This is a genomic window from Ramlibacter aurantiacus, from assembly GCF_016722895.1.
Lineage (GTDB): Bacteria > Pseudomonadota > Gammaproteobacteria > Burkholderiales > Burkholderiaceae_C > Ramlibacter > Ramlibacter aurantiacus.
The window spans coordinates 1413809-1433949 of sequence record NZ_JAEQNA010000001.1 but is presented as its reverse complement, the minus strand read 5'-3'; the positions used below and the strand labels follow the sequence as shown (position 1 = coordinate 1433949).

Genomic DNA, 20141 nt, shown 5'->3' with positions numbered 1-20141 from the left:
ACATGGAGTCGACCATTGCCTTGCCCATCGTCATCGCCGGCGCCGGCGTCGGCGGCCTGGCGGCCGCGATCGCCCTGGCGCAGAAGGGCCGCCGCGTGCTCGTGCTGGAACAGGCCGAGGAGATCCGTCCCATCGGCTACGGCATCCAGCTCGGGCCCAATGCCTTTCGCATGTTCGAGCACCTGGACATGGCCGATGCGGTGAAGTCACGCTGCAGCTTTCCCGAGGCCGGGGTCATGCGGGACATCTTCACGCTGGAGGAGGTCACGCGCCTGCCCTTCGGCGACGCCATCCAGGCGCGCTTCGGGCAGCCCTACGCGGTGATCCACCGCACCGACCTGCATGCGGCGCTGCTGGAGCGCTGCGCGCAATTCGAGGAGATCGAGTTGCGCGCCGGCGCCCGGCTGCGCGGCTACGAACAGCTGCCCGACCGGGTGCGGGTGCAGGCCGGGTCCGGGCCGGCTCTGGACGCCGAGTTCCTGGTCGGCGCCGACGGCGTGCATTCGACCGTGCGCGGCCAGCTCTGCGGCACGGAGAACTCGCCGCGCCGCCTGGGCTACGTGGCCTATCGCGCGGTGGTCGAGCGCGCGGATTTCCCGGAAGACCTGTACGAGAACCGCGTGGTGCTCTGGGCCGGCCCGGGCTTCCACTTCATGACCTACCCGCTGCACGGCGGCGAGCGCTTCAACATCGTGGCGGTGTTCCGCAGCCGGCGCCACCCGCTGGGCCTGCCGGGCGCCGGCGAGCCGGAGGAGCTGCGCGAGATCTTCGCCGGCGTGCACCCGCACGCGCGGCGGCTGCTCGGGTTCGTCGACACGAGCCGGCATTGGGACATCGGCGTGATGGAGCCGGTGCCTGCCTGGCACGACGGCCGCGTGGCGCTGCTGGGCGACGCGGCGCACGCCATGCTGCAGGCCCTGGCGCAGGGCGCGTGCCAGGCCATCGAGGACGGCGTGGCGCTGGCCGAGTGCCTGGACGCGAAGCCGCAGGACCCGGTGCAGGCACTGGCCGACTACCAGCGGGTGCGCCAGCCGCGCGCCGTGCGCGTGCAGTACGAGTCGCGCCTGTACTGGGAGGTCTATCACGCGGCCGGCCCGTACGCCGACTTGCGCCGGCAGATGCTCACGCGCAGCGACGAGGCCGCGCTGGAGAGCCTGGCCTGGCTGTACGACCCGGTGCCCGTCGAGGCAGGCTGAAGCGCCTTCGCGGGTCGTCTGCGGATGACCTGCGGTCCGTGGTCTGCGTGCCTCATCGCGCACTGGCGGACGGCGCCCGCGATGCCTATGATCGACGCGCCGCAAGACGGCGACGAGCTGGAGCTCGTTCTGAGCGTGGTCCACGCGTCGTTCGAGAACGCCCGCACGTCTTCAACAACAGCAACCCTGGAGACAGCAACATGAACATCGATCGCATTTCCCGCTGGCATCTTCTCTATGGCCTGGTCTTCGCCATCATCGGGATGGTGCTGGGGATCTACATGGCGTCGTCGCAGAACCATGTGCAGCACGTGACCCACGCCCACATCCTGCTGCTGGGCTTCGTGCTGTCGGCGATCTTCGCGGTGATCTACCGGCTCTGGCTGCCGGCCAGCAGCGTCAAGTGGGCTTTGGCGCAGACGGCCTGCCACCAGCTGGGCACGGCGGTGCTGGCCATCGGCCTGTTCCTGCTCTATGGGCAGGTGGCGCCCGAGGCCACCGTGGGGCCGATCCTGGGCATTGCTTCCATCGGCGTGCTGCTGGGCGCGGTGCTGATGCTGGTGCAGGTGCTGCGGGCGGAGTCGCGCCCCTCGGTCATGCCCAAGGCCAGCGCGGCGACCTGAGGTTCCATTTTCCATAGCGACACCCGCCGGCGCCTGGCCGCCGGCGGGTGTCGTCGTTTCAAACGACCGCCGTTGGCGGCCTTTCACCGATGAACCGATCCTTCAAGCAAGTCGATGTCTTCACCCGCGTGCCGTTCGCCGGCAACCCGGTCGCCGTGGTGCTCGATGCGAGCGGGCTGGACGCATCGCAGATGCAGCGCATCGCCAACTGGACCAACCTGTCCGAGACGACGTTCGTGCTGCCACCGACGCAGCCGGGCGCCGATTACCGGGTCCGCATCTTCACGCCGCGCGCCGAGTTGCCGTTCGCCGGCCACCCCACCCTGGGAACGGCGCATGCGCTGCTGGAGGCCGGAACGATCGTTCCGCGCGACGGCCAGCTGGTGCAGGAGTGCGGCGCAGGGCTGATCGCGCTCACGGTGTCCAGCGTCGACGGCGCCCGGCAGCTGGCCTTCGAACTGCCGACGGCGCGGCATGAGCTGCTGCAGCCGACCCAGGTGGAGGAGCTGGCGTCCATCCTGGGAACGGCCCTTCGCGACCCCCACCCGCCGCGTCGCATCGAGGTCGGGCCGATCTGGACCGTGGTGCAGCTGGCGAGCGCCGAGGCGGTGCTCGCCCTTCGCCCCGACCTGGCGCGGCTGGCCGAGCTCGACGGCCGCACCGGCTCCGCTGGCGTGGTGGTGTTCGGCGCGCAGGCGCCGGGCGCCGATGCGGCGATCGAGGTCCGCGCCTTCGCACCCGCCCAGGGCATCGCCGAAGACCCGGTCTGCGGCAGCGGCAATGGGGCGGTGGCGGCTTTCATCCGCGACACCGGGCAGACGGGCACCTTCGGCTCGCGCTTCACCAGTGCCCAGGGCGTGGCCGTCGGGCGCGATGGACGGATCGCGCTCAGTTGCGACATGGCGAGCGGCCGCATCCTGGTGGGCGGCTGCTGCGTGAGCTGTATCGAAGGGGTGGTGAGGTGCTGACGAGGGGCGCGGGCCTTCAGCCCGCGTCCGAGCCGGCGGCCTCGCGGTTGCGCAGCGCCTTCTGCAGCGCGGCGTGCACGTCGTCCGGCTGCGCCGGCTTCACCAGGTGGCCCGAGAAGCCGGCCATGGCCGAGCGGCGCAGGTCGGGGCTGGCGCCGTAGCCGCTGAGCGCGACCACCGGCAGCCGCGGGCTGAGCGCCCGTCCGACGTCGATGCCGCTGCCGTCCGGCAGGCCCAGGTCGGTGAGGACCACGTCGAACGAATCGCCGTTGGCCGCCTCCAGGGCCGCCGCGCAGGTGGCCACGTGCGTGACGCGCCAGCCGAAACTCTCCAGGCACATGGCGATGGTCTCGGCCGCGTCCAGGTTGTCCTCGACCAGCAAGACCCGCTTGCCCTGCGTGTCCGGAGCCGGCAGCGCGCCCGTGCCCGTGGCTTCGTCGGTGCCGGTCCTGGCCTGGTGCAGGGGCAGGCGCAGGGTGAAGGTGGCGCCCTGCCCACGGCCGGCGCTGGAGGCCTGGATGCGCCCGCCGTGCTCCAGCACCAGGCCACGGGCGATCGCCAGCCCCAGGCCCAGGCCGCCGAAGCGACCGGAGACTTCCTGGTCGGCCTGCTCGAAGGCGCCGAAGATGCGCGGCAGGGCCTCGGTGTCGATGCCGATGCCGCTGTCCACGCAGTGCAGCACGAAGATGTCGTCCTCGGAGGCGGTGCGCAGCTCGATGCGTCCGCCCTCGGGCGTGAACTTGACGGCATTGCGCACCAGGTTCCACACCACCTGCTGCATGCGCGCTTCGTCGGCGTCGATCAGGCTGTGCGATGCCTGCAGGTGCAACTCGAGCCGCAGGTGCTTTTCCTGGATCTGGGCGTCCAGCATGTCGGCCACGGTCTGGGCCACGCGGTGCATGTCCACGGTCTCGAATTTCAGGTGCAGCTTGCCGGCGGAAATGGCGGTGAGGTCGAGCAGGTCCTCGATGAGCCGGGATTCGAGCGCGATGTTGCGCTGGATCATGGGCAGGAGGTTGCGGTACTTCTCGGGCACGGTGGCGACCCGCTCCAGCAGGTGCGCGGCGGTGGCGATGGGCGCCAGCGGGGTGCGCAGCTCGTGCGAGAGCACCGCCAGGAACCGGTCCTTGGCCTTGTTGGCGCGCTCGGCTTCCTCCTTGGCGGCCCGCAGCGCCTCGGCATCGCGGTAATCGGCCGTCGCGTCGCGCACGATCTTGCAGAAGCCCGTGTGCTGCCCCTGGTCGCCGTGCAGGGGGATCAGCACGCCCTCGGCCCACAGCCGCAGCCCGTCGCTTCGCATCAGCCAGCGGTTGTCGTCGGCCTTGCCGCGGCGCACCGCCTGGGCCAGCTCCATCTGCGGCACGCCGGCCTGGCGGTCCTCGGGCGTGAACAGGCGCTCCAGCGGGCTGCCGATGGCCTGCGTGCGGGACAGGCCGAAGATCTCGCAGGCGGCCTGGTTCCAGGAGCGCACCACGCCGCGCTCGTCCAGCAGGATCACGGCGTAGCCGCGCAGCGAATCGACCACGCGGGCGTAGATGTCGTTGGCCTCGCGCAGGCGCAGCTGCGCCTCGCCGCGGGCCACGCGCTCGCCGACCTCGCGCAGCGCACGCTCGACCACCAGCGGCAGCCGGCTCAGGCGGCCCTTGCTCACGTAGTCGGTGGCGCCGCGCTTGAGCATCTCGACCGCGTTGTCCTCGCCGATGACGCCGGACACGAAGATGAAGGGCGTGCCGGGGCACAGCTCGCGGGCGAGCTTCAGGGCCTGTTCACCGTCGAAGCCGGGCACCTCGTAGTCGGACAGCACGACGTCCCAGCCCCCGAGCTGCAAGGCGTCGCGGAAATCGCGCTCATTGCCCACCACGGCCAGGCGTGCCTCGGGATAGCTGGCCAGCAGCTTCTCGCGCAACAGCTCGGCATCGAAGCGGGAATCCTCGAGCAGCAGGGCGCGCAGCGAGGCAGCGGAAGCGCGGGGCGCGGGCGCCAGCGCCGACTGGAAATCTTTCATGTGCTGCGCTTGGCCTTTCTGGAACCCGGAGGCGGCTCGTTGAGCACGGCCCAGAACACGCCCAGCTCGGCGATGGCCGCCACGAACCGCTTGAACTCGACCGGCTTGACGACGTACGCGTTGACGCCCAGTTCGTAGCTGCGCACCACGTCGGCTTCTTCCTCGGACGAGGTCAGCATGACCACCGGCATGCTGCGCATGTCCGGGGCCTGGCGCACGCGCTGCAGCACCTCCAGCCCATTGACCTTGGGCATCTTGAGGTCGAGCACGACCACGGCCGGGTTGCCCTGGGGCCGGTCGCGCCATTCACCCTCGCGGAACAGGTAGTCGAGTGCCTGTGCGCCGTCGCGCACCACCACCACGTCATTGGCCAGCTGGCTGCGTTCCAGCGCGATGAGCGTGAGCTCCAGGTCGCGCAGGTCGTCCTCGACCAGCAGGATCGGTTTGAGCATCGGTTACTCCACTTCCTTTTGTTGTCCGATGGATGGGGGCGTGTCCTGTCCTGGCAGGATGAAGCCGAAGCGCGCCCCCTGGCCGGGCTCGCCGTGAGCCCAGACGGTGCCGCCATGGCGCTCGACGATGCGGCGCACGCTGGCCAGCCCGATGCCGGTGCCCTCGAAGTCCTCGGCGTTGTGCAGCCGCTGGAACACGCCGAACAGCTTGCCGCTGTAGGCCTGCTGGAAGCCCACGCCGTTGTCGCTGACCTCGAGTCCGTCGCCGTCGCTGCGACGCACCGAGGCGATGCGCACCTGGGGCGGATGCCGCCCCCGCGAGTACTTCACGGCATTGCCCAGCAGGTTTCGGACCACCACCTGCATCAGGAAGGGGTCGGCGCGCACGGTGGGCAGGTCGGGGGCGATGTCCCATTCCACGCGGGCACCATCGTCCATCCGGCTGAGTTCGCCCACCACCTCGCGCACCAGCAACTGCATCGATACCGGCACCCGCTTGAGCTCTGCGCGGCCCATGCGGGAGAAGTCGAGCAGCGCGTCCACCAGCTGGCCGGCATAGGCGGCGGCGTGCCGCACATTGCCCAGGTAGCGGTGGGAGCGCTCGCTGAGCCGCTCGCCGTCCTGTTCCTGCACCAGGTCCAGGTAGCCGGTGATGTGGCGCATGGGCGCGCGCAGGTCGTGCGAGACGGTGTACGAGAACGCCTCCAGTTCCTTGTTGACGCGGCCCAGCTCGGCGGCGACGTCGGCCAGCTCCTCGGCCCGGCGCAACACGATGCCGATCAGGGCGTGGCGCAGTTCGGCGGCGGCGGCCACTTCGGCGCTGCGCCAGGGGTCGGAGCGGCCGCGCACCTGCTCCATCCAGGCCGCAAAACTCTTGCGGGGATGGATGCGCCCGTCGGCGCTGACGCGCACCTTCTCGGGCGGGCCGGCCCAGCGGATGTTGCGCACCTGCTCCGGCCGGAACCAGAGCACCAGGTGCCGGTGGACCTGGGAGATGGAGATGGCGAGCACGCCGGCGCCCACTTGCTGCCACTGGGCCGCCGGCGGGTACTCCTGTGGCAGCTGGTCGGTGGCGAAGGTGGGGCTGGCGCGGCCGACGATCCACTGGGCCAGGTCCAGGATCTGCTGCGGCTCGGGCGTGTCGCCGGTGCACCAGCAGTTGTCGTTCAGCACCACGGCGGCGCCGCCGGCGCGCGCCATGCGCAGCAGCGGGATCGACTCGTCGAGCAGCCGCTCCAGCGTGGCGTCGCCTTCAGCCAGGCGGGAGACGATCTCCAGGGTGAGCTTGCGCAACTCGAGCCGGGCCTCGACCTCGGCGCCGTTCTCGCGCGCGTCGATCTGCAGCGACAACAGCCGGCCCAGGTGCTCGCAGGCGGCGCGCGCCTCGAAGTCGAGGTAGCGCGGGTCGTGGTCATGGCAGGAGATGAGCCCCCACAGCTTGCCGCCGATGACGATGGAGACCGACATCGACGCCAGCGTGCCCATGTTGCGCATGTACTCGAGATGCACGGGCGAGACGCTGCGCAGGCCGGCGAAGGACAGGTCGAGGGTCTTCTCGAAGCCTGCAGTGCGCGAGTGGATGGGAACCGGCGTGTAGTTGGCGTTGGCGATCAGCCGGATGTGATTGAGCTGATAGAGCTCGCGGGCCTGGGCGGGCACGTCCGAGGCCGGGAAGCGATGCCCGAGGTAGCTGTCGTAGCCGGGATCCAGCGCTTCGGCCAGCACGTGGCCATGGCCGTCTTCGTCGAAGCGGTAGACGACCGCGCGGCCGAAGCCGGCCAGCTGCTTCATCTCGACCGCCGCCAGCTCCGCCAGCGCCTGCACCGAGTCCGCCCGCTCCAGCTGCGGCAGGAAGCTGCGCGTGAGCTGGTAGATGGGGGCCCGGACGCCCGACTGGGCGCCGGCCGGCTCGAGCTCGACCAGGAGATTCCCGCCGCGCCGGTGGGCGACGGCATCCCAGGCCGAGCCATCGAGCATGAGCTTGCCCAGGGCCGCCGGGCCTTCGTCCGCCGGGACCGCCAGCAGGGCCTGGCTCAGCGGCTCGATGGCCTGCTGCGCGGCCTGCGCGCCCGGCCAGTTCCCGCTCCAGGCCAGCAGCTGGCCGTCGGGGGACAGCACCGCCAGCCGCCCATGCGGCTGGATCGCGGCAGGCGTGCGGATGGGCTCCTGCGCGCATTGCTGCAGGTCGGGCAGGGTGGTCCGATCGCCGTCGGGCCATGCCTGGAGGACTCTGCTGTTCATTTTCGATGAGATCTAAGCAAAACCCGGCAAGCATGCCAGAAACCACCCCACGCTCGCGTAGGACGAGCCCCGTCCTTGGGGGATGAGCAGCACCTTGACACACATCAAGCCGCAGCCGGCCCGGGAAGGGCACCATGCAGCATCCGAATCCACAAGAAGAGGCTCGCATGTTCAAGCACATCCTCCTGGCGACCGACGGCTCCACCGCTTCGGAGCACGCCGCGCGCACGGCCATCGGCCTGGCCCGGGTCCACGGCGCCACCCTCACCGCGCTGTACGTGGTCGACCCCTACCCGTACCTGGGCATGGGCGAGGCGAATCCGATGGGCTTCGATGCCTACATGGCGGCGGCGCGCGACCGCGCCGCGCAGGCCCACGCGCAGGTCAGCCAGCTGGCGCAGGGTGGCGAGCAGGTCCAGCTGCAGGCGCGCCTGGTCGAGGACGCCACCGCGCTCGACGGCATCCTGTCCACCGCCGAGACCGAGGGCGCCGACCTGATCGTGGTGGGCTCGCATGGGCGCACGGGCCTGGGCCGCGTGTTCCTGGGCAGCGTGGCGGCCAAGGTGGTGGCCCACAGCAAGCTGCCCGTGCTGGTGGTCCGCTAGGGGAGTCGGGCATGCTGGCTCCCGAGCTGCTGCGCCGGTTCGACGTCCACGGACCGCGCTACACCTCGTATCCGACCGCGGACCGCTTCGTCGAGGCCTTCGGCCCGGACGACTACGCGCAGGCCCTGCGGCAGCGAGGCGAGGGTCCGGCGTCGGTGCAGCCGCTGTCGCTGTACGTGCACATCCCGTTCTGCGAATCACTGTGCTACTACTGCGCCTGCAACAAGATCATCACCAGGCACCATTCACGCGCCGCGTCCTACCTGGATTACCTCGGGCGTGAAATGGACCTGCAGGTTGCGCAACTCGGCCCCGATCGCAACGTGAGCCAGCTGCACCTGGGCGGCGGCTCGCCCACCTTCCTGTCCGACGACGAACTCGCGCAACTCATGGCCATGCTTCGCCGCAGCTTCCGGCTGGTGCCGGGCGGCGAGTACTCCATCGAGGTCGATCCGCGCACCGTCGACAGCGCCCGGTTGCAGGCGATCGCGGCGCTGGGCTTCAACCGAATCAGCTTCGGCGTGCAGGACTTCGATCCCGACGTGCAGCAGGCGGTGCACCGGATCCAGCCGGCCGGGCAGGTGTTCGCGCTGGTGGACGAGGCGCGGCGCATCGGCTTCGAGTCGGTCAACATCGACCTGATCTACGGCTTGCCGCGGCAGACGGCCGAATCGTTCGCGCGCACGTTGGCGCAGGTGGGCCGGCTGCGGCCGGACCGCATCGCGCTGTACGCCTACGCGCACCTGCCCGAGCGCTTCAAGCCGCAGCGGCGCATCGTGCCGGCCGAGCTGCCGGATGCCGGCAGCAAGCTGGGCATGCTGTCGGCGGCCATGGCCGCCTTCGAGAACGACGGCTATGTGTACGTGGGCATGGACCACTTCGCGCTGCCCGACGACCCGCTGGCGGTGGCCAAGCGGCAAGGGCGGCTGCACCGCAATTTCCAGGGCTACAGCACGCAGCCGGATTGCGACCTGATCGCCCTGGGCGTGTCGGCCATCGGCCGGGTGGGGGCGACCTACAGCCAGAACGCCAAGACGCTGGCCGAGTGGTGCGACCTGATCGACCAGGGACGGCTGCCGGTGGCGCGCGGGCTGGCCTTGAGCCGCGACGACCTCACGCGGCGCGCCGTGATCATGGGGCTGATGTGCCAGGGGCAGGTGCTGTTCGAGTCCATCGAGCTGGCCTGGATGATCGACTTCCGCAGCACCTTCGCCGCCGAACTGGAGCAGCTGCAGGACCTGGAGCAGGCCGGGCTGGTGCAGCTCGACGACAGCGGCATCCAGGTCACGGCCAACGGCTGGTACTTCGTGCGCGCGGTGGCGATGGTGTTCGACCGGTACCTGCAGGCCGACCGCCACCGCAAGCAATTCTCGAAAATCCTCTGAGGCCACTCCCATGTCCGCTTCGCTGGCCCTCGCGGCCCTGCTGATGGGCGTGGCCGGCGGTCCGCACTGCGCCGCCATGTGCGGCGCGGCTTGTGCCGGCGTGAGCCAGGCGCATCCCCATTCGGCCCGGCGCGGCCTGTGGACCTTCCAGGCCGGGCGGCTGGCGGGGTATACGGCGGCCGGCGTGCTGGCCGCCACCGCGGTGCAGGGTTTTGCCTGGCTGGGCACGCAGACGGCCGTGCTGCGGCCGGCCTGGACGGTGTTCCACCTCGGGGTGCTGGCGTGGGGACTGATGTTGCTGGTGCTGGCACGCCAGCCAGCATGGGCGCAGCAGGCGGGCCTGCGCGCCTGGGGCCACGTGCGGCCCTGGGTACAGCGCTCGGGTGGCGTCTTCACCGCCGGCGCGCTGTGGATCTTCATGCCCTGCGGCCTGCTCTGGTCCGCGCTGCTCGTGGCCTCGCTCACCGGCGACGCGCTGCAGGGCGGATTGGCGATGGCGCTGTTCGCCATCGGCAGCAGTGCCGGGTTGGTGCTGGGACCGGCGCTCTGGTCACGCGTGCGCACCCTGGGCAATCGGCTGCGCGGTGACTGGGGCACCCGCGTGGCGGGCGGCCTGCTGGTCGCAGCGGCCTTGTTCGCGCTCTGGATGGACCTGGCCGAGCGGATCGCGATCTGGTGCCAGTGAGGGCGGGCGCGACCTCGCCATCCTGGGTCGCTTCCCACGGCCCCCCGTCCGACCTGCTGCCGGGGCTGTTTCCCAAGGGTTAACCCCTATCAACGCGAAGAAACCGGACTGCAAAAATGACCTGAATTAATTGGTCGTTCAATTTATTCCCGGGGGGCTTGGTGGCCGTCCGGGGTGTCCGCAGCCCAACCTTCGTGGAGTCTCAGATGCAGTCTTGGAAGAAGCTCGTAGCCGCAGCCGGCGTCGCGGCCCTGTCGTCCCTCGCGGGCGCGCAGGAGACGATCAAGATCGGCGTGATCGAACCGTTGACCGGCTCGGTCGCCTACAACGGCCAGGCGTCGCTGAGCGGCGCCAAGCTGGCGGTCGAACGGCGCAACGCGGCTGGCGGGGTGCTGGGTCGCAAGATCGAGCTGGTGGTGGAGGATGGCCAATGCCGCCCGGCCAACTCGGTCAACGCGGCCGAGAAGCTGATCCAGCGTGACAAGGTGGTCGCCCTGCAGGGCGCGTTCTGCAGCTCGGCGACGGCGGCGATCATGCCGGTGGCGGAGAAGTACAAGACGCCGCTGATCACCGGCGTGTCGTCCAAGGCGGACCTGACCGAGAAGGGCCTGCAGTACTTCTTCCGCTCGGCCGAGACCGACCGGCTGATGTCCAAGACCTTCAGCAAGATCATCGCGGACAAGCTGCAGCTGAAGAACGTGGCGTACATCGGCGTCAACGACGACTGGGGCCGCGGCAGCGTCGAGGACTTCTCCAAGGACATGGAGGCCCTGGGCGTGAAGACCGTGTTGAAGGAGTACTTCGACCACGGCGCGACCGACTTCTACACGCTGCTGACCAAGCTGCGCGCGAGCAAGGCCGACGGCGTGTTCGTCGCGGCCGAAACGCAGGACGGCTCGATCCTGGTCAAGCAGTTCAAGGAGCTGGGGCTGCAGACCAGGATCTTCGGCGTGGGTTCGTGGGCGACGGCCGACTTCATCGGCCTGACCGGCGCGGCCTCCGAAGGCATCTACGCGGCGGTTCCCTATGCGTCCAGCCTGCCGGGCGAGCGCAACCAGGCCTTCGTGAAGATGTACGAGACGGCCTACAAGGAGAAGCCGGGCAAGTACGGCGCGGCCGGCTACAACGCGATGAACATCCTGATGGACGCCATCGCCCGCGCCGGCAAGACCGACGCCGATGCGATTCGCGACGCGCTGCGCAAGACCGACTACCTGGCACCGAACGGCCACTTCCGCTTCACCGACAAGGGCGAGGGCTACGGCTTCGACGTGGCCCTGGTGCAGATCGTGAACAAGGAGCCGAAGGTCGTGACCCAGGCGCAGACCAGCAAGCCCTGATCCACGGAGCACGTCGCCGATCATGGAACTGTTGCCGCAGTACCTGGCCAACGGCCTGGTGACCGGGTCGTTCTACGCGCTGTCCGCGCTGGGGCTGACCCTGATCCTCGGGCTGATGCGCGTGGTGAACTTCGCCCACGGCGAGCTGTACATGCTCGGTGGCGTGATGGGCTGGTGGGCCACCAGCCGCCTGGGCCTGGACTTCTTCAGCGGGCTGCTGCTGGTGGCGGTGGCCATGGGTGCCTTCGGCTGGCTGGTCGACCGCCTGCTGATCGAGCGCATCCGCGACCAGGGCGAGGAGCCGGGCATCCTGCTGACCATCGGGCTGTCCATCTTCCTGGCCAACACCGCGCTGCTGGCGGTGGGCACCGCGCCGCTGAAGGTGGAGGCGCCGCTGTCTTCGGGGCCGCTGATCATGGGCCCGGTGGTGCTGACCAAGCTGCGGCTGTTCGCGGTGGCGGTGTGCGCGGTGTTGATCGCGCTGGCCTGGGTGGTGATCCACAAGACCCGCCTGGGCCGGGCCATGCGCGCGACCTTCCAGGACCCGATGGCGGCGCAGCTGGCTGGCGTGCGCACCGCCAACGTCTACGCGGCGACCTTCGCCATGGGCACCGTGATCGCGTCGCTGGCCGGCATGCTGCTCGGCTCCATCTACTCGGCGCAGGTGTCCGTCGGCGGACTGGTGAGCATGAAGGCCTTCGTGGTGGTGATCCTCGGCGGCATGGGCTCGTTCGCGGGCGCGATCGTGGGCGGCGTGCTGCTGGGCGTGGTGGAGGCTTTGTGGGGAGGCTACGTGGCGACCGGCTGGGTGGACATCATCGGCTTCGGCCTGGTCATCCTCACGCTGCTGGTGCGACCCTACGGGTTGTTCTCCACTCGAGCGGAGCGAGCATGAACTTCGAGAAGAACTGCCTCATCGGATGGATGGTGCTGGCCGCCGTCTTCCCCTTGCTGGTGCAGGACCAGTACATCCTGCATATCGCCATCATGGTGCTGTTCTATGCGGTGCTCGCCAGCAGCCTCAACCTGGTGGTGGGCTACGTCGGCGAGTTCTCGCTCGGCCACACCGCGTTCCTGGGAACGGGCGCGTATGCGGCGGCCATCCTGTCGGCCCAGTACGGCTGGCCGCTGTGGGCCACCATTCCCGTGGCCGGGCTGCTGGCCGCCGTGATGGGCCTGGTGATCGGCGCGCTGACCTTGCGGCTGCAGGGGCCGTTCTTCGTGATCGTGACCTTGTCGTTCGCGGAGGTGCTGCGGCTGGTCGCCGACAACTGGATCGGGCTGACCAACGGCCCCATGGGCATCGCCGGGATCCCGCAGCCGGCCATCCTGGCCGAGGCGGGCAACCTGGGCGCCAAGCAGTTCTACTACGCCATCGCCTGGGTGCTGCTGGCCCTGACGCTCTATCTTTCATACCGGTTCGTCCACTCGAACGCGGGGCGGGCCGCTGTCGCCGTGCGGGAGAACCGCTATGTGGCGCAGTCGATCGGCATACGGCCGTTGAACTACACCATGCTGGCCCTGGTGCTGGGGGCGCTGCTGTCCGGCATGGCGGGCGGGTTCTACGCGCACTACATCTCGTTCGTCGGACCTGAAGTCTTCCGCTTCGCCTTCATGGTCAGCATGATCATCATGGTGCTGATCGGGGGCAAGGGAACGCTGGTCGGGCCGCTGGTCGGCGCCCTCCTGGTGACCTTCCTCGAGGAGTACCTGCGCGAGGCCAAGGAGTTGCGGCTGTCCCTGTTCGGGCTGGCGGTGATCGGCATCGTGCTGTTCCTGCCGCGGGGCCTGATGGGCTGGGTCATGCAGTGGCGCGGCCGCGCCGTGGCGCCGTCGCCCGTGGCGGTACCGGCACCGGAGCCGGAGCCGGCGCCTGGGAGGCCGGCATGAGCAGCGGCGTGCAGGCGATGGCGCCGCAAGCCCTGGAGGTGCGGGGCCTGAGCAAGTCCTTCGGCGGCATCCATGCCGTGAAGGACGTGAGCTTCGATGTCCGGCCGGGCGAGATCGTCGGCCTCATCGGCCCCAATGGCGCGGGCAAGACGACGTGCTTCAACCTCATCACCGGCTTCTACACCCCCAGTGCGGGCGAGGTGCGCTTCGGCGGCACGCCCGTCACCGGCCGCAAGCCCTTCCAGATGGCCCAGATGGGCATCGTGCGGAGCTTCCAGAAGACGAACATCCTGAAGTCGCTGACGGTGTTCGAGAACGTGCTGACCGGGCACTACCTGGAGGCACGCCAGCCGCTCTGGCGCACGTTCTTCCCGGGCCGGGCGGTGCGCCGGACGGAACACAGCGTGCGTGAGAGTGCGTGCCGGATCATCCAGACCATGGGCCTGACGCACCGGATCGACACGCCGGCGTCATCGCTGTCGTGCGGTGAGCTGCGCCTGCTGGAGGTGTCGATCGCGCTGGCCGCCAAGCCCGAGATCCTGATGCTGGACGAGCCGGCCGCCGGCCTGAACAGCCAGGAGGCCCGGACCTTCGGCGAGGTGCTGAAGTCGCTGCGTGGCAGCATCGTGCGTTCGATCCTGGTGGTCGAGCACAACATGAACCTGGTGATGAGCGTGTCCGACCGGGTGGTCGTGATGCACTTCGGCCAGAAGCTCGCCGAAGGATCGCCGGCCGAGATCCAGGGTGATGCGCAGGTGATCGAGGCTTACCTCGGCGGAGGGAAAAAGGGATGAACCAGACCGTGATGGCGCCGGGCACGGTGGCGGCCGAGGGCACCACGGCGACCGATGCCTTGCTCGAGCTGCGCGACCTGCACGTGAGCTACGGCAAGACGGCGGCCCTGCACGGGGTGACCCTGTCGGTGCGCCCCGGCGAGGTGGTGGCGCTGCTCGGCGCCAACGGCGCCGGCAAGACCACGACCCTGCGGGCCATCTCCGGGCTGCTGAAGCCCACGCGGGGGGAAATCCTGTTCGATGGCGCGTCCATCGGCGGGGTGGCCGCGGACAGGATCGTCGCCCGCGGCATCGCCCAGTGTCCGGAGGAGCGCCACGTGTGGCCGGCCATGACCGTGGACGAGAACCTGGCGATGGGCGCCTACCTGTGCCGTTCCGCCGCCGAGGTTGACAGGCGCAAGGCAGCCGTCTACGAGCGGTTTCCGCGCCTGAAGGAGCGCCACCGGCAACTGGCCGGCACGCTCAGCGGCGGCGAGCAGCAGATGCTGGCGATCGGGCGGGCGCTGATGTCCGAACCCACGCTGCTGCTGCTCGACGAGCCCAGCCTGGGCTTGAGCCCGCGCATGGCCGACGAAGTGTTCGACGTGGTCCGCGAGATCAAGGGGAACGGGGTGACCGTGGTGCTGGTGGAGCAGAACGTGCACAACGCCCTGGACGTGGCGTCGCGCGCGTACGTGTTCGAGACGGGCCGCGTGGTCGCAAGCCGCGACTGCGAGAGCCTGAGGAATGATCCCGAGCTGTTGGGCGCCTACCTGGGTGCATGACGGCTTTTCGACTGACTGGAGTGTGAAATGGAAAGAGCCTTGAAAGTAGGCATCGTGGGAGCCGGCATCGGTGGCGTTGCGCTGGCGCGTGCACTGCAGCAGCGCGGCATCGAGGCGCACCTGTTCGAGCGCGCGTCGGGCTTCGGCGAGATCGGCGCCGGCGTGCAGATCACGCCCAATGCGGCCAAGGTGATCGAGGCGCTCGGCGCGGGCGAGGGCTTGCGCCAGGTGGGCTTTCTTCCGCAGGCCATGGTGGGCCGCAACTGGAGCGATGCGCGCGAGCTGTTCCGCACGCCGCTGCGCGAGGTGTGTCCGCGAGCCTTCGGCGCCGACTTCTGGCACGTCCACCGGGCGGACGTCCACGCCATCCTGAGCGAGGGACTGCCGCTGGATCGAGTGCGCTTCAACGTGGTTTGCACCGGCGTCACGCACGGAAAGAACACCGCCGTGGCCCACTTCAACGATGGCACCCGCTTCGAGGCCGACCTCATCGTGGGCGCCGACGGCATCCATTCGGTGGTGCGCGACGAGACCTGGGGCAGGTCCGATGCGCAGTTCACCGGCCACATGTGCTGGCGCGCGCTGGTGCCGGTCGAGCACCACCCGCTGCCGTTCGTCAGCCCCGACGCCTCTTTCTGGATGGGGCCGAAGGCTCACCTCGTGACCTACTACGTCAAGGGCGGCGCGGCCGTCAACATCGTGGCGGTCAACGAGAGCGCGGACTGGGTGGCCGAGTCGTGGACCGAGCCGAGCACCCGCGAGGAGCTGGTCGACGCCTACGCCGGCTGGCACGAGAACGTGATCCGCCTGCTCGAGCGCACCGACAAGCAGCAGATCTTCAAGTGGGGCCTGTTCGACCGCGACCCGATGGAGCGCTGGTCCAAGGGACGCGTCACGCTGCTGGGCGACGCCGCGCATCCCATGCTGCCCTTCCTGTCGCAGGGCGCGGCCATGGCCATCGAGGATGGCTACGTGCTGGCCGCGGCCCTGGCGCACCACGGCGGCGACGTCGAGGCGGCCCTGGACGCCTACGAGGCCGAGCGACGGCCCCGCACCGCGCGCGTGCAGCTGGAGGCGCGCGAGCGAGGCAAGACCTACCACCTGGCCAGCCCCGAGGAGCAGAAAAAGCGCGACCTGGAGTTCCAGCGGGCGCAGGCCAGGAACCCCAATGCGGTGGGCATCAAGGCCGAATGGGTCTACGAGTACGACGCGACCCGGTGCGTGGAGCGCTTCGGGTCCGCGACCGTTGGCGCCCCGGTGTGAAGGAGCAGGCGATGACGAGCAAGACCCACTTTCGCATCGGCCAGATCGTTCCCAGCTCCAACACCACGATGGAGACGGAGATCCCGGCCATGCTGCGCATGCGCGAGCAGGTGCGGCCCGAGCGCTTCACCTTCCACTCCGCCCGCATGCGCATGAAGCATGTGAACAAGGAGGAACTGGCGGCGATGGACGCGGCTTCGGACCGCTGCGCCCTGGAGCTGAGCGACGCCCGCGTCGACGTGCTGGGCTATGCCTGCCTGGTCGCCATCATGGCCATGGGGCGCGGCTACCACCGGCAGTCACAGGAGCGGCTGGGCGGCGCGACCCGTGGCAACGGCGGCGAGGCGCCGGTGGTGACCAGTGCCGGTGCGCTGGTCGATGCGCTGAAGGTGATGAAGGCCAGGCGCATCGCCCTGGTCGCGCCCTACATGGTGCCGCTGACCCGCCTGGTGATCGACTACATCGAGCACGAGGGCTTCGAGGTCGCCGACTGGCGGGCGCTGGAGATCCCCGACAACCTCGAGGTCGGCCGGCACGACCCAGGCCGGCTGCCCGGGATCGTGGCGGGCATGAAGACCGATGACGTCGATGTCATCGTTCTGTCGGCCTGCGTGCAGATGCCGTCGCTGGCCGCCATCGCGCAGGTCGAGGCGCAGACGGGCAAGCCGGTGGTCACGGCCGCCGTCGCCACCACCTACGCCATGCTGGGCGCCCTCGGGCTGGAGCAGGTCGTCCCCGGCGCGGGCGCGCTGCTGTCGGGCGCCTATGCGAAAGGAGGCGCCGCATGAGCCCGCCCAGCACCTACCTGTACGGCGCGCATGTGCACGCGAACGGCATCCGCCAGCACTACCTGCGCTACGGCGGCTCCGATGGAGTCCGCAGCGGGCGCGATGCGGTGGTGTTGATCCCCGGCATCACGAGCCCGGCCGTCACCTGGGGCTTCGTCGCCGAGCGCTTCGGCCGGCAGTTCGACACCTATGTGCTGGACGTGCGCGGCCGTGGCCTGAGCGAGGCCGGTGAGGGCCTCGACTACAGCCTCGATGCGCAGGCCGCCGACCTGATCGCCTTCACCCAGGCGCTCGGCTTGGCGCGGTATGCGTATGTCGGGCACTCGATGGGCGGTCGCATCGCGATTCGCGCCGCGTCGCGCGAGCCGGGCGGCCTGAGCCGGATCGTCGCCGCGGATCCGCCCGTGTCCGGCCCGGGCCGGCGTCCCTACCCGGCGCAACTGCCCTGGTACGTCGACTCGATCCGGCAGGCCCGGCGCGGCATCACGCTGGACGAGATGCGGGTGTATTGCCCCACCTGGACCGAGGAACAACTGCGGTTGCGCGCGCAATGGCTGCACACCTGCGACGAGCGCGCCATCGTCACGAGCTTCGAGGCCTTCCAGACCGACGACGTCCATGCCGATCTCCCGAAGATCACCGTGCCCGTGCTGCTGATGACCGCGGAGCGTGGCGACGTGGTGCGCGACGCGGACGTGCAGGAAATCCGCGGCCTCACGCGCGATTTCGCCACGGTGCGGGTCGCCGGCGCCGGCCACATGATCCCCTGGGACAACCTGGACGGCTTCATGGCCGGCCTGGCCGGTTTCCTGGGCGCGGACCTCGCGTGAGCCAGCCGCACTGAACGCAAGGAGACCTCCATGCCCATCCAGGATGCGGCCCTCATCCAGGCCTGGACCCAGGTCCTGACCTTGTCCAGGCTTCGGCCGGGCCAGTCGGTCACGGTGCTGACCAGCGACGGCACGCACCCGCAAACCCTGCGCTGTGCGCTGACGGCGCTGGCGCTGCTGGGTGCGACGGTGTGCCGGCTCGACCTGCCGCCGGTCAACGGCGAGAAGTCGCTGAGCCGCGATCCGCTGGCCTACCTGGGCACCACGCCGCTGACCGGCCATGCGCCCGCCATCGCCGCGCTCAAGGCCAGCGACCTGGTGCTGGACCTGATGACCCTGCTGTTCTCGCCCGAGCAGCACGAGATCCTCCAATCGGGAACCAGGATCCTGCTGGCCGTGGAGCCGCCGGAGATCCTGGCGCGCCTGGTGCCGACGATGGAGGATTACCAGCGGGTGCAGGCCGGAATCAGGCTGCTGCAGGACCGGCGCCTGATGCGCGTCACGTCGGCCGCGGGCACGGACCTGCGGTTGCCGCTGGGCGAATACCCGGTCACGGGCGAATACGGCTTCGTCGACCAGCCCGGGCGCTGGGACCACTGGCCCAGCGGCTTCGTGTTCACCTGGCCCAACGAGGGCGGGGCCGAGGGTCGCATCGTGCTCGACAAGGGCGACATCCTGCTGCCCCAGAAAAGCTACGTCACCGAGCCGATCACCCTGACCGTGACGGCCGGCTTCGTCACGCGCATCGAAGGCGGGGCGGAGGCCGGGATGCTCGAGGAGTACATCGACTCCTTCGGCGACCCCGAGGCCTATGCCATCTCGCACATCGGCTGGGGCCTGCAAAAGCGTGCCCATTGGTCCACGCTGGGCCTGTACGACCGCGAGGCGTCGATCGGCATGGACGCGCGCGCCGTCAGCGGCAACTTCCTGTTCTCGCTCGGCCCGAACAACGAGGCCGGCGGCAGCCGCACCACCACCTGCCACATCGACATCCCGATGCGGCGCTGCAATGTCTTCGTCGACGACCTGCAGGTGGTGGCCGAGGGCCGCGTGGTGGAGTCGCTGATGGCCGAAGACGTGCGCGCGCGCGCCGGATGAACCACCTGCGGCGGATCTCCGCCGGCGTGCTGGACCTGGCGCAGCTGCGCCGGCCGCTCGCCGGCGATTGACGCTCAGGCGGCCTCGAAGCCGCCGGTGACGAAACGCGTGACCTGGTCGATCAGCGACTCGGTGTCCTCGGGGTCGTACAGGCCCTCGGGCACCATCTCCTCCATGCGGTGGGTGTCGGAGAAGGCGTAGAGGTAGGTGCCCACCATCAGGGTCACCCGCCAGTAGGCGTCCAGCTCGCGCAGGTGCGGCAGCGCCAGCCGGATGGCATCCACGTAGCGCTGCGTGGAAACCCCGTAGGCGCCGCTTCGCAGCGGGTACGAGATCTCGGGCGGCTCGGTGTGCAGGCGCGCCTGCAGGCGCAGGAAGGCGCGCCCCTGCGTGGTTGCGCGCAGCGCCAGGGTGGGCGAGAGGAACGAGCGGACGATGTCGCGGACGGTGGGCTTGCCGGCGGCGAGCAGCGCGTCCAGCCGCTCGATCCGTTCGGTGGAGATCATGAGGCCGCGGCGCAGGAAGGTCTCCTGGAACAGGCCGTACTTGGAGCCGAAGTAATAGCTGATCAGTGCCTGGGTGACATTGACCGCGTCGGCGATCTCGCGAAGGCTGGTCCCGGCGTAGCCCAGCTCGGCGAACTGGGATTCGGCCGCGTCCATGATGGCGTCACGGATGTTGCTGAGGCCCTCGGGACGGCCAGGGCCCTTCTGCCTGGGGCGCTTCGCGCTTGCTTGGCTCATGGCCTCCTCCATGATTTGATCGACTGTTTAATTGTAGGGTGGGTGCCCCACCTCGACCGCAGGGCGCACGCGCCGGCGCGCCTCAGGCGTCGCGCTGGATCAGTTCGATCTTGTAGCCGTCGGGATCGGTGACGAAGGCGATGACGCTGGTGCCGCCCTTGACCGGCCCGGGCTCGCGGGTGACCTGGCCGCCGGCTGCACGGATGCGCTCGCAGGCCGCGTAGGCGTCTTCCACGCCCAGGGCGATGTGGCCGTAGGCGGTGCCCAGGTCGTAGTGGTCGACGCCGTGGTTGTAGGTCAGCTCGAGTTCGGCGTGCTCGGGATTGCTGCCGTAGCCCAGGAAGGCCAACGAGTACTTCTGGTCGGGTCGCTCGGTGGTGCGCAGCAGCTTCATGCCCAGCACCCGGGTGTAGAAATCGACGGCGCGCTGCAGGTCGCCCACGCGCAGCATGGTGTGAAGGATTCGCATGG

At 69.7% G+C, this 20141-nt stretch carries 20 protein-coding genes; 15 read left to right on the top strand and 5 right to left on the bottom strand.

Annotated features, from left to right (window positions below; genetic code table 11):
- Positions 1–2: 2 nt before the first annotated feature.
- From JI739_RS06715 to JI739_RS06705, 3 genes are all read left to right on the top strand, one after another.
- On the top strand, positions 3–1196 hold the full coding sequence (locus JI739_RS06715) for an FAD-dependent monooxygenase (RefSeq protein WP_201683028.1): 1194 nt from the start codon (positions 3–5) through the stop codon (positions 1194–1196).
- 200 nt (positions 1197–1396) lie between these two features.
- A complete protein-coding gene (locus JI739_RS06710; protein ID WP_201683027.1) occupies positions 1397–1819 on the top strand; it encodes a hypothetical protein in 423 nt (140 codons plus the stop codon).
- 89 nt (positions 1820–1908) lie between these two features.
- Entirely contained in the window at positions 1909–2787 is an 879-nt protein-coding gene (locus JI739_RS06705; RefSeq protein ID WP_201683026.1) for a PhzF family phenazine biosynthesis protein, read from the top strand.
- A 16-nt stretch (positions 2788–2803) separates the two neighbouring features.
- On the opposite strand, the gene JI739_RS06700 is transcribed toward JI739_RS06705, so the two are convergent.
- Genes JI739_RS06700 through JI739_RS06690 form a run of 3 tightly spaced genes read right to left on the bottom strand, consistent with a single transcriptional unit; the run spans position 2804 to position 7485 of the window.
- Positions 2804–4792 (bottom strand): hybrid sensor histidine kinase/response regulator, encoded by a 1989-nt coding sequence (locus JI739_RS06700; RefSeq protein WP_201683025.1) that lies wholly within the window; start codon positions 4790–4792, stop codon positions 2804–2806.
- Positions 4789–5244 carry a response regulator gene (locus JI739_RS06695; protein ID WP_201683024.1) on the bottom strand — a complete coding sequence of 152 codons (456 nt, stop codon included), beginning with the start codon at positions 5242–5244 and terminating at the stop codon, positions 4789–4791. The genes JI739_RS06700 and JI739_RS06695 overlap by 4 nt, the downstream gene beginning before the upstream one ends.
- 3 nt (positions 5245–5247) lie before the next feature.
- Entirely contained in the window at positions 5248–7485 is a 2238-nt protein-coding gene (locus JI739_RS06690; RefSeq protein WP_201683023.1) for an ATP-binding protein, read from the bottom strand.
- Between the two features lie 167 nt (positions 7486–7652).
- Here JI739_RS06690 and JI739_RS06685 point away from each other — a divergent pair, with 167 nt between their 5' ends.
- The 12 genes from JI739_RS06685 (at position 7653) to JI739_RS06630 (ending at position 18927) form a co-directional block, all read left to right on the top strand.
- Positions 7653–8090 carry a universal stress protein gene (locus JI739_RS06685; RefSeq protein WP_201683022.1) on the top strand — a complete coding sequence of 146 codons (438 nt, stop codon included), beginning with the start codon at positions 7653–7655 and terminating at the stop codon, positions 8088–8090.
- 11 nt (positions 8091–8101) lie between these two features.
- Entirely contained in the window at positions 8102–9475 is a 1374-nt protein-coding gene (hemN, locus tag JI739_RS06680; RefSeq protein ID WP_201683021.1) for an oxygen-independent coproporphyrinogen III oxidase, read from the top strand.
- Between the two features lie 10 nt (positions 9476–9485).
- A complete protein-coding gene (locus JI739_RS06675; RefSeq protein ID WP_201683020.1) occupies positions 9486–10160 on the top strand; it encodes a sulfite exporter TauE/SafE family protein in 675 nt (224 codons plus the stop codon).
- A 206-nt stretch (positions 10161–10366) separates the two neighbouring features.
- Positions 10367–11500 carry an ABC transporter substrate-binding protein gene (locus JI739_RS06670; protein WP_201683019.1) on the top strand — a complete coding sequence of 378 codons (1134 nt, stop codon included), beginning with the start codon at positions 10367–10369 and terminating at the stop codon, positions 11498–11500.
- A 22-nt stretch (positions 11501–11522) separates the two neighbouring features.
- A complete protein-coding gene (locus JI739_RS06665) occupies positions 11523–12395 on the top strand; it encodes a branched-chain amino acid ABC transporter permease (RefSeq protein ID WP_201683018.1) in 873 nt (290 codons plus the stop codon).
- Positions 12392–13390, top strand: a complete 999-nt coding sequence (locus JI739_RS06660; protein ID WP_201683017.1) for a branched-chain amino acid ABC transporter permease — start codon at positions 12392–12394, stop codon at positions 13388–13390. Before JI739_RS06665 ends, JI739_RS06660 begins: the two co-directional genes overlap by 4 nt.
- Positions 13387–14184: an ABC transporter ATP-binding protein gene (locus JI739_RS06655; RefSeq protein ID WP_201683016.1), complete on the top strand. Its 798-nt coding sequence runs from the start codon at positions 13387–13389 to the stop codon at positions 14182–14184. The genes JI739_RS06660 and JI739_RS06655 overlap by 4 nt, the downstream gene beginning before the upstream one ends.
- 11 nt (positions 14185–14195) lie before the next feature.
- A complete protein-coding gene (locus JI739_RS06650; RefSeq protein WP_201683333.1) occupies positions 14196–14948 on the top strand; it encodes an ABC transporter ATP-binding protein in 753 nt (250 codons plus the stop codon).
- Between the two features lie 27 nt (positions 14949–14975).
- Positions 14976–16211 (top strand): FAD-dependent monooxygenase, encoded by a 1236-nt coding sequence (locus tag JI739_RS06645; RefSeq protein ID WP_201683015.1) that lies wholly within the window; start codon positions 14976–14978, stop codon positions 16209–16211.
- Positions 16212–16222: 11 nt separating this feature from the next.
- The gene (locus JI739_RS06640; RefSeq protein ID WP_290428771.1) at positions 16223–16999 is read left to right on the top strand and encodes a maleate cis-trans isomerase family protein; all 777 of its coding nucleotides are present in this window, start codon (positions 16223–16225) and stop codon (positions 16997–16999) included.
- On the top strand, positions 16996–17829 hold the full coding sequence (locus tag JI739_RS06635; protein ID WP_201683014.1) for an alpha/beta fold hydrolase: 834 nt from the start codon (positions 16996–16998) through the stop codon (positions 17827–17829). The genes JI739_RS06640 and JI739_RS06635 overlap by 4 nt, the downstream gene beginning before the upstream one ends.
- Before the next feature lie 30 nt (positions 17830–17859).
- Entirely contained in the window at positions 17860–18927 is a 1068-nt protein-coding gene (locus JI739_RS06630) for a 2,5-dihydroxypyridine 5,6-dioxygenase NicX family protein (RefSeq protein ID WP_201683013.1), read from the top strand.
- 74 nt (positions 18928–19001) lie between these two features.
- On the opposite strand, the gene JI739_RS06625 is transcribed toward JI739_RS06630, so the two are convergent.
- Both JI739_RS06625 and gloA read right to left on the bottom strand, forming a co-directional pair.
- Complete coding sequence (locus tag JI739_RS06625) at positions 19002–19670, bottom strand: TetR/AcrR family transcriptional regulator (protein ID WP_236589086.1); 669 nt, start codon at positions 19668–19670, stop codon at positions 19002–19004.
- Positions 19671–19752: 82 nt separating this feature from the next.
- On the bottom strand, positions 19753–20139 hold the full coding sequence (gloA, locus tag JI739_RS06620) for a lactoylglutathione lyase (RefSeq protein WP_201683011.1): 387 nt from the start codon (positions 20137–20139) through the stop codon (positions 19753–19755).
- Between the last annotated feature and the right edge of the window lie 2 nt (positions 20140–20141).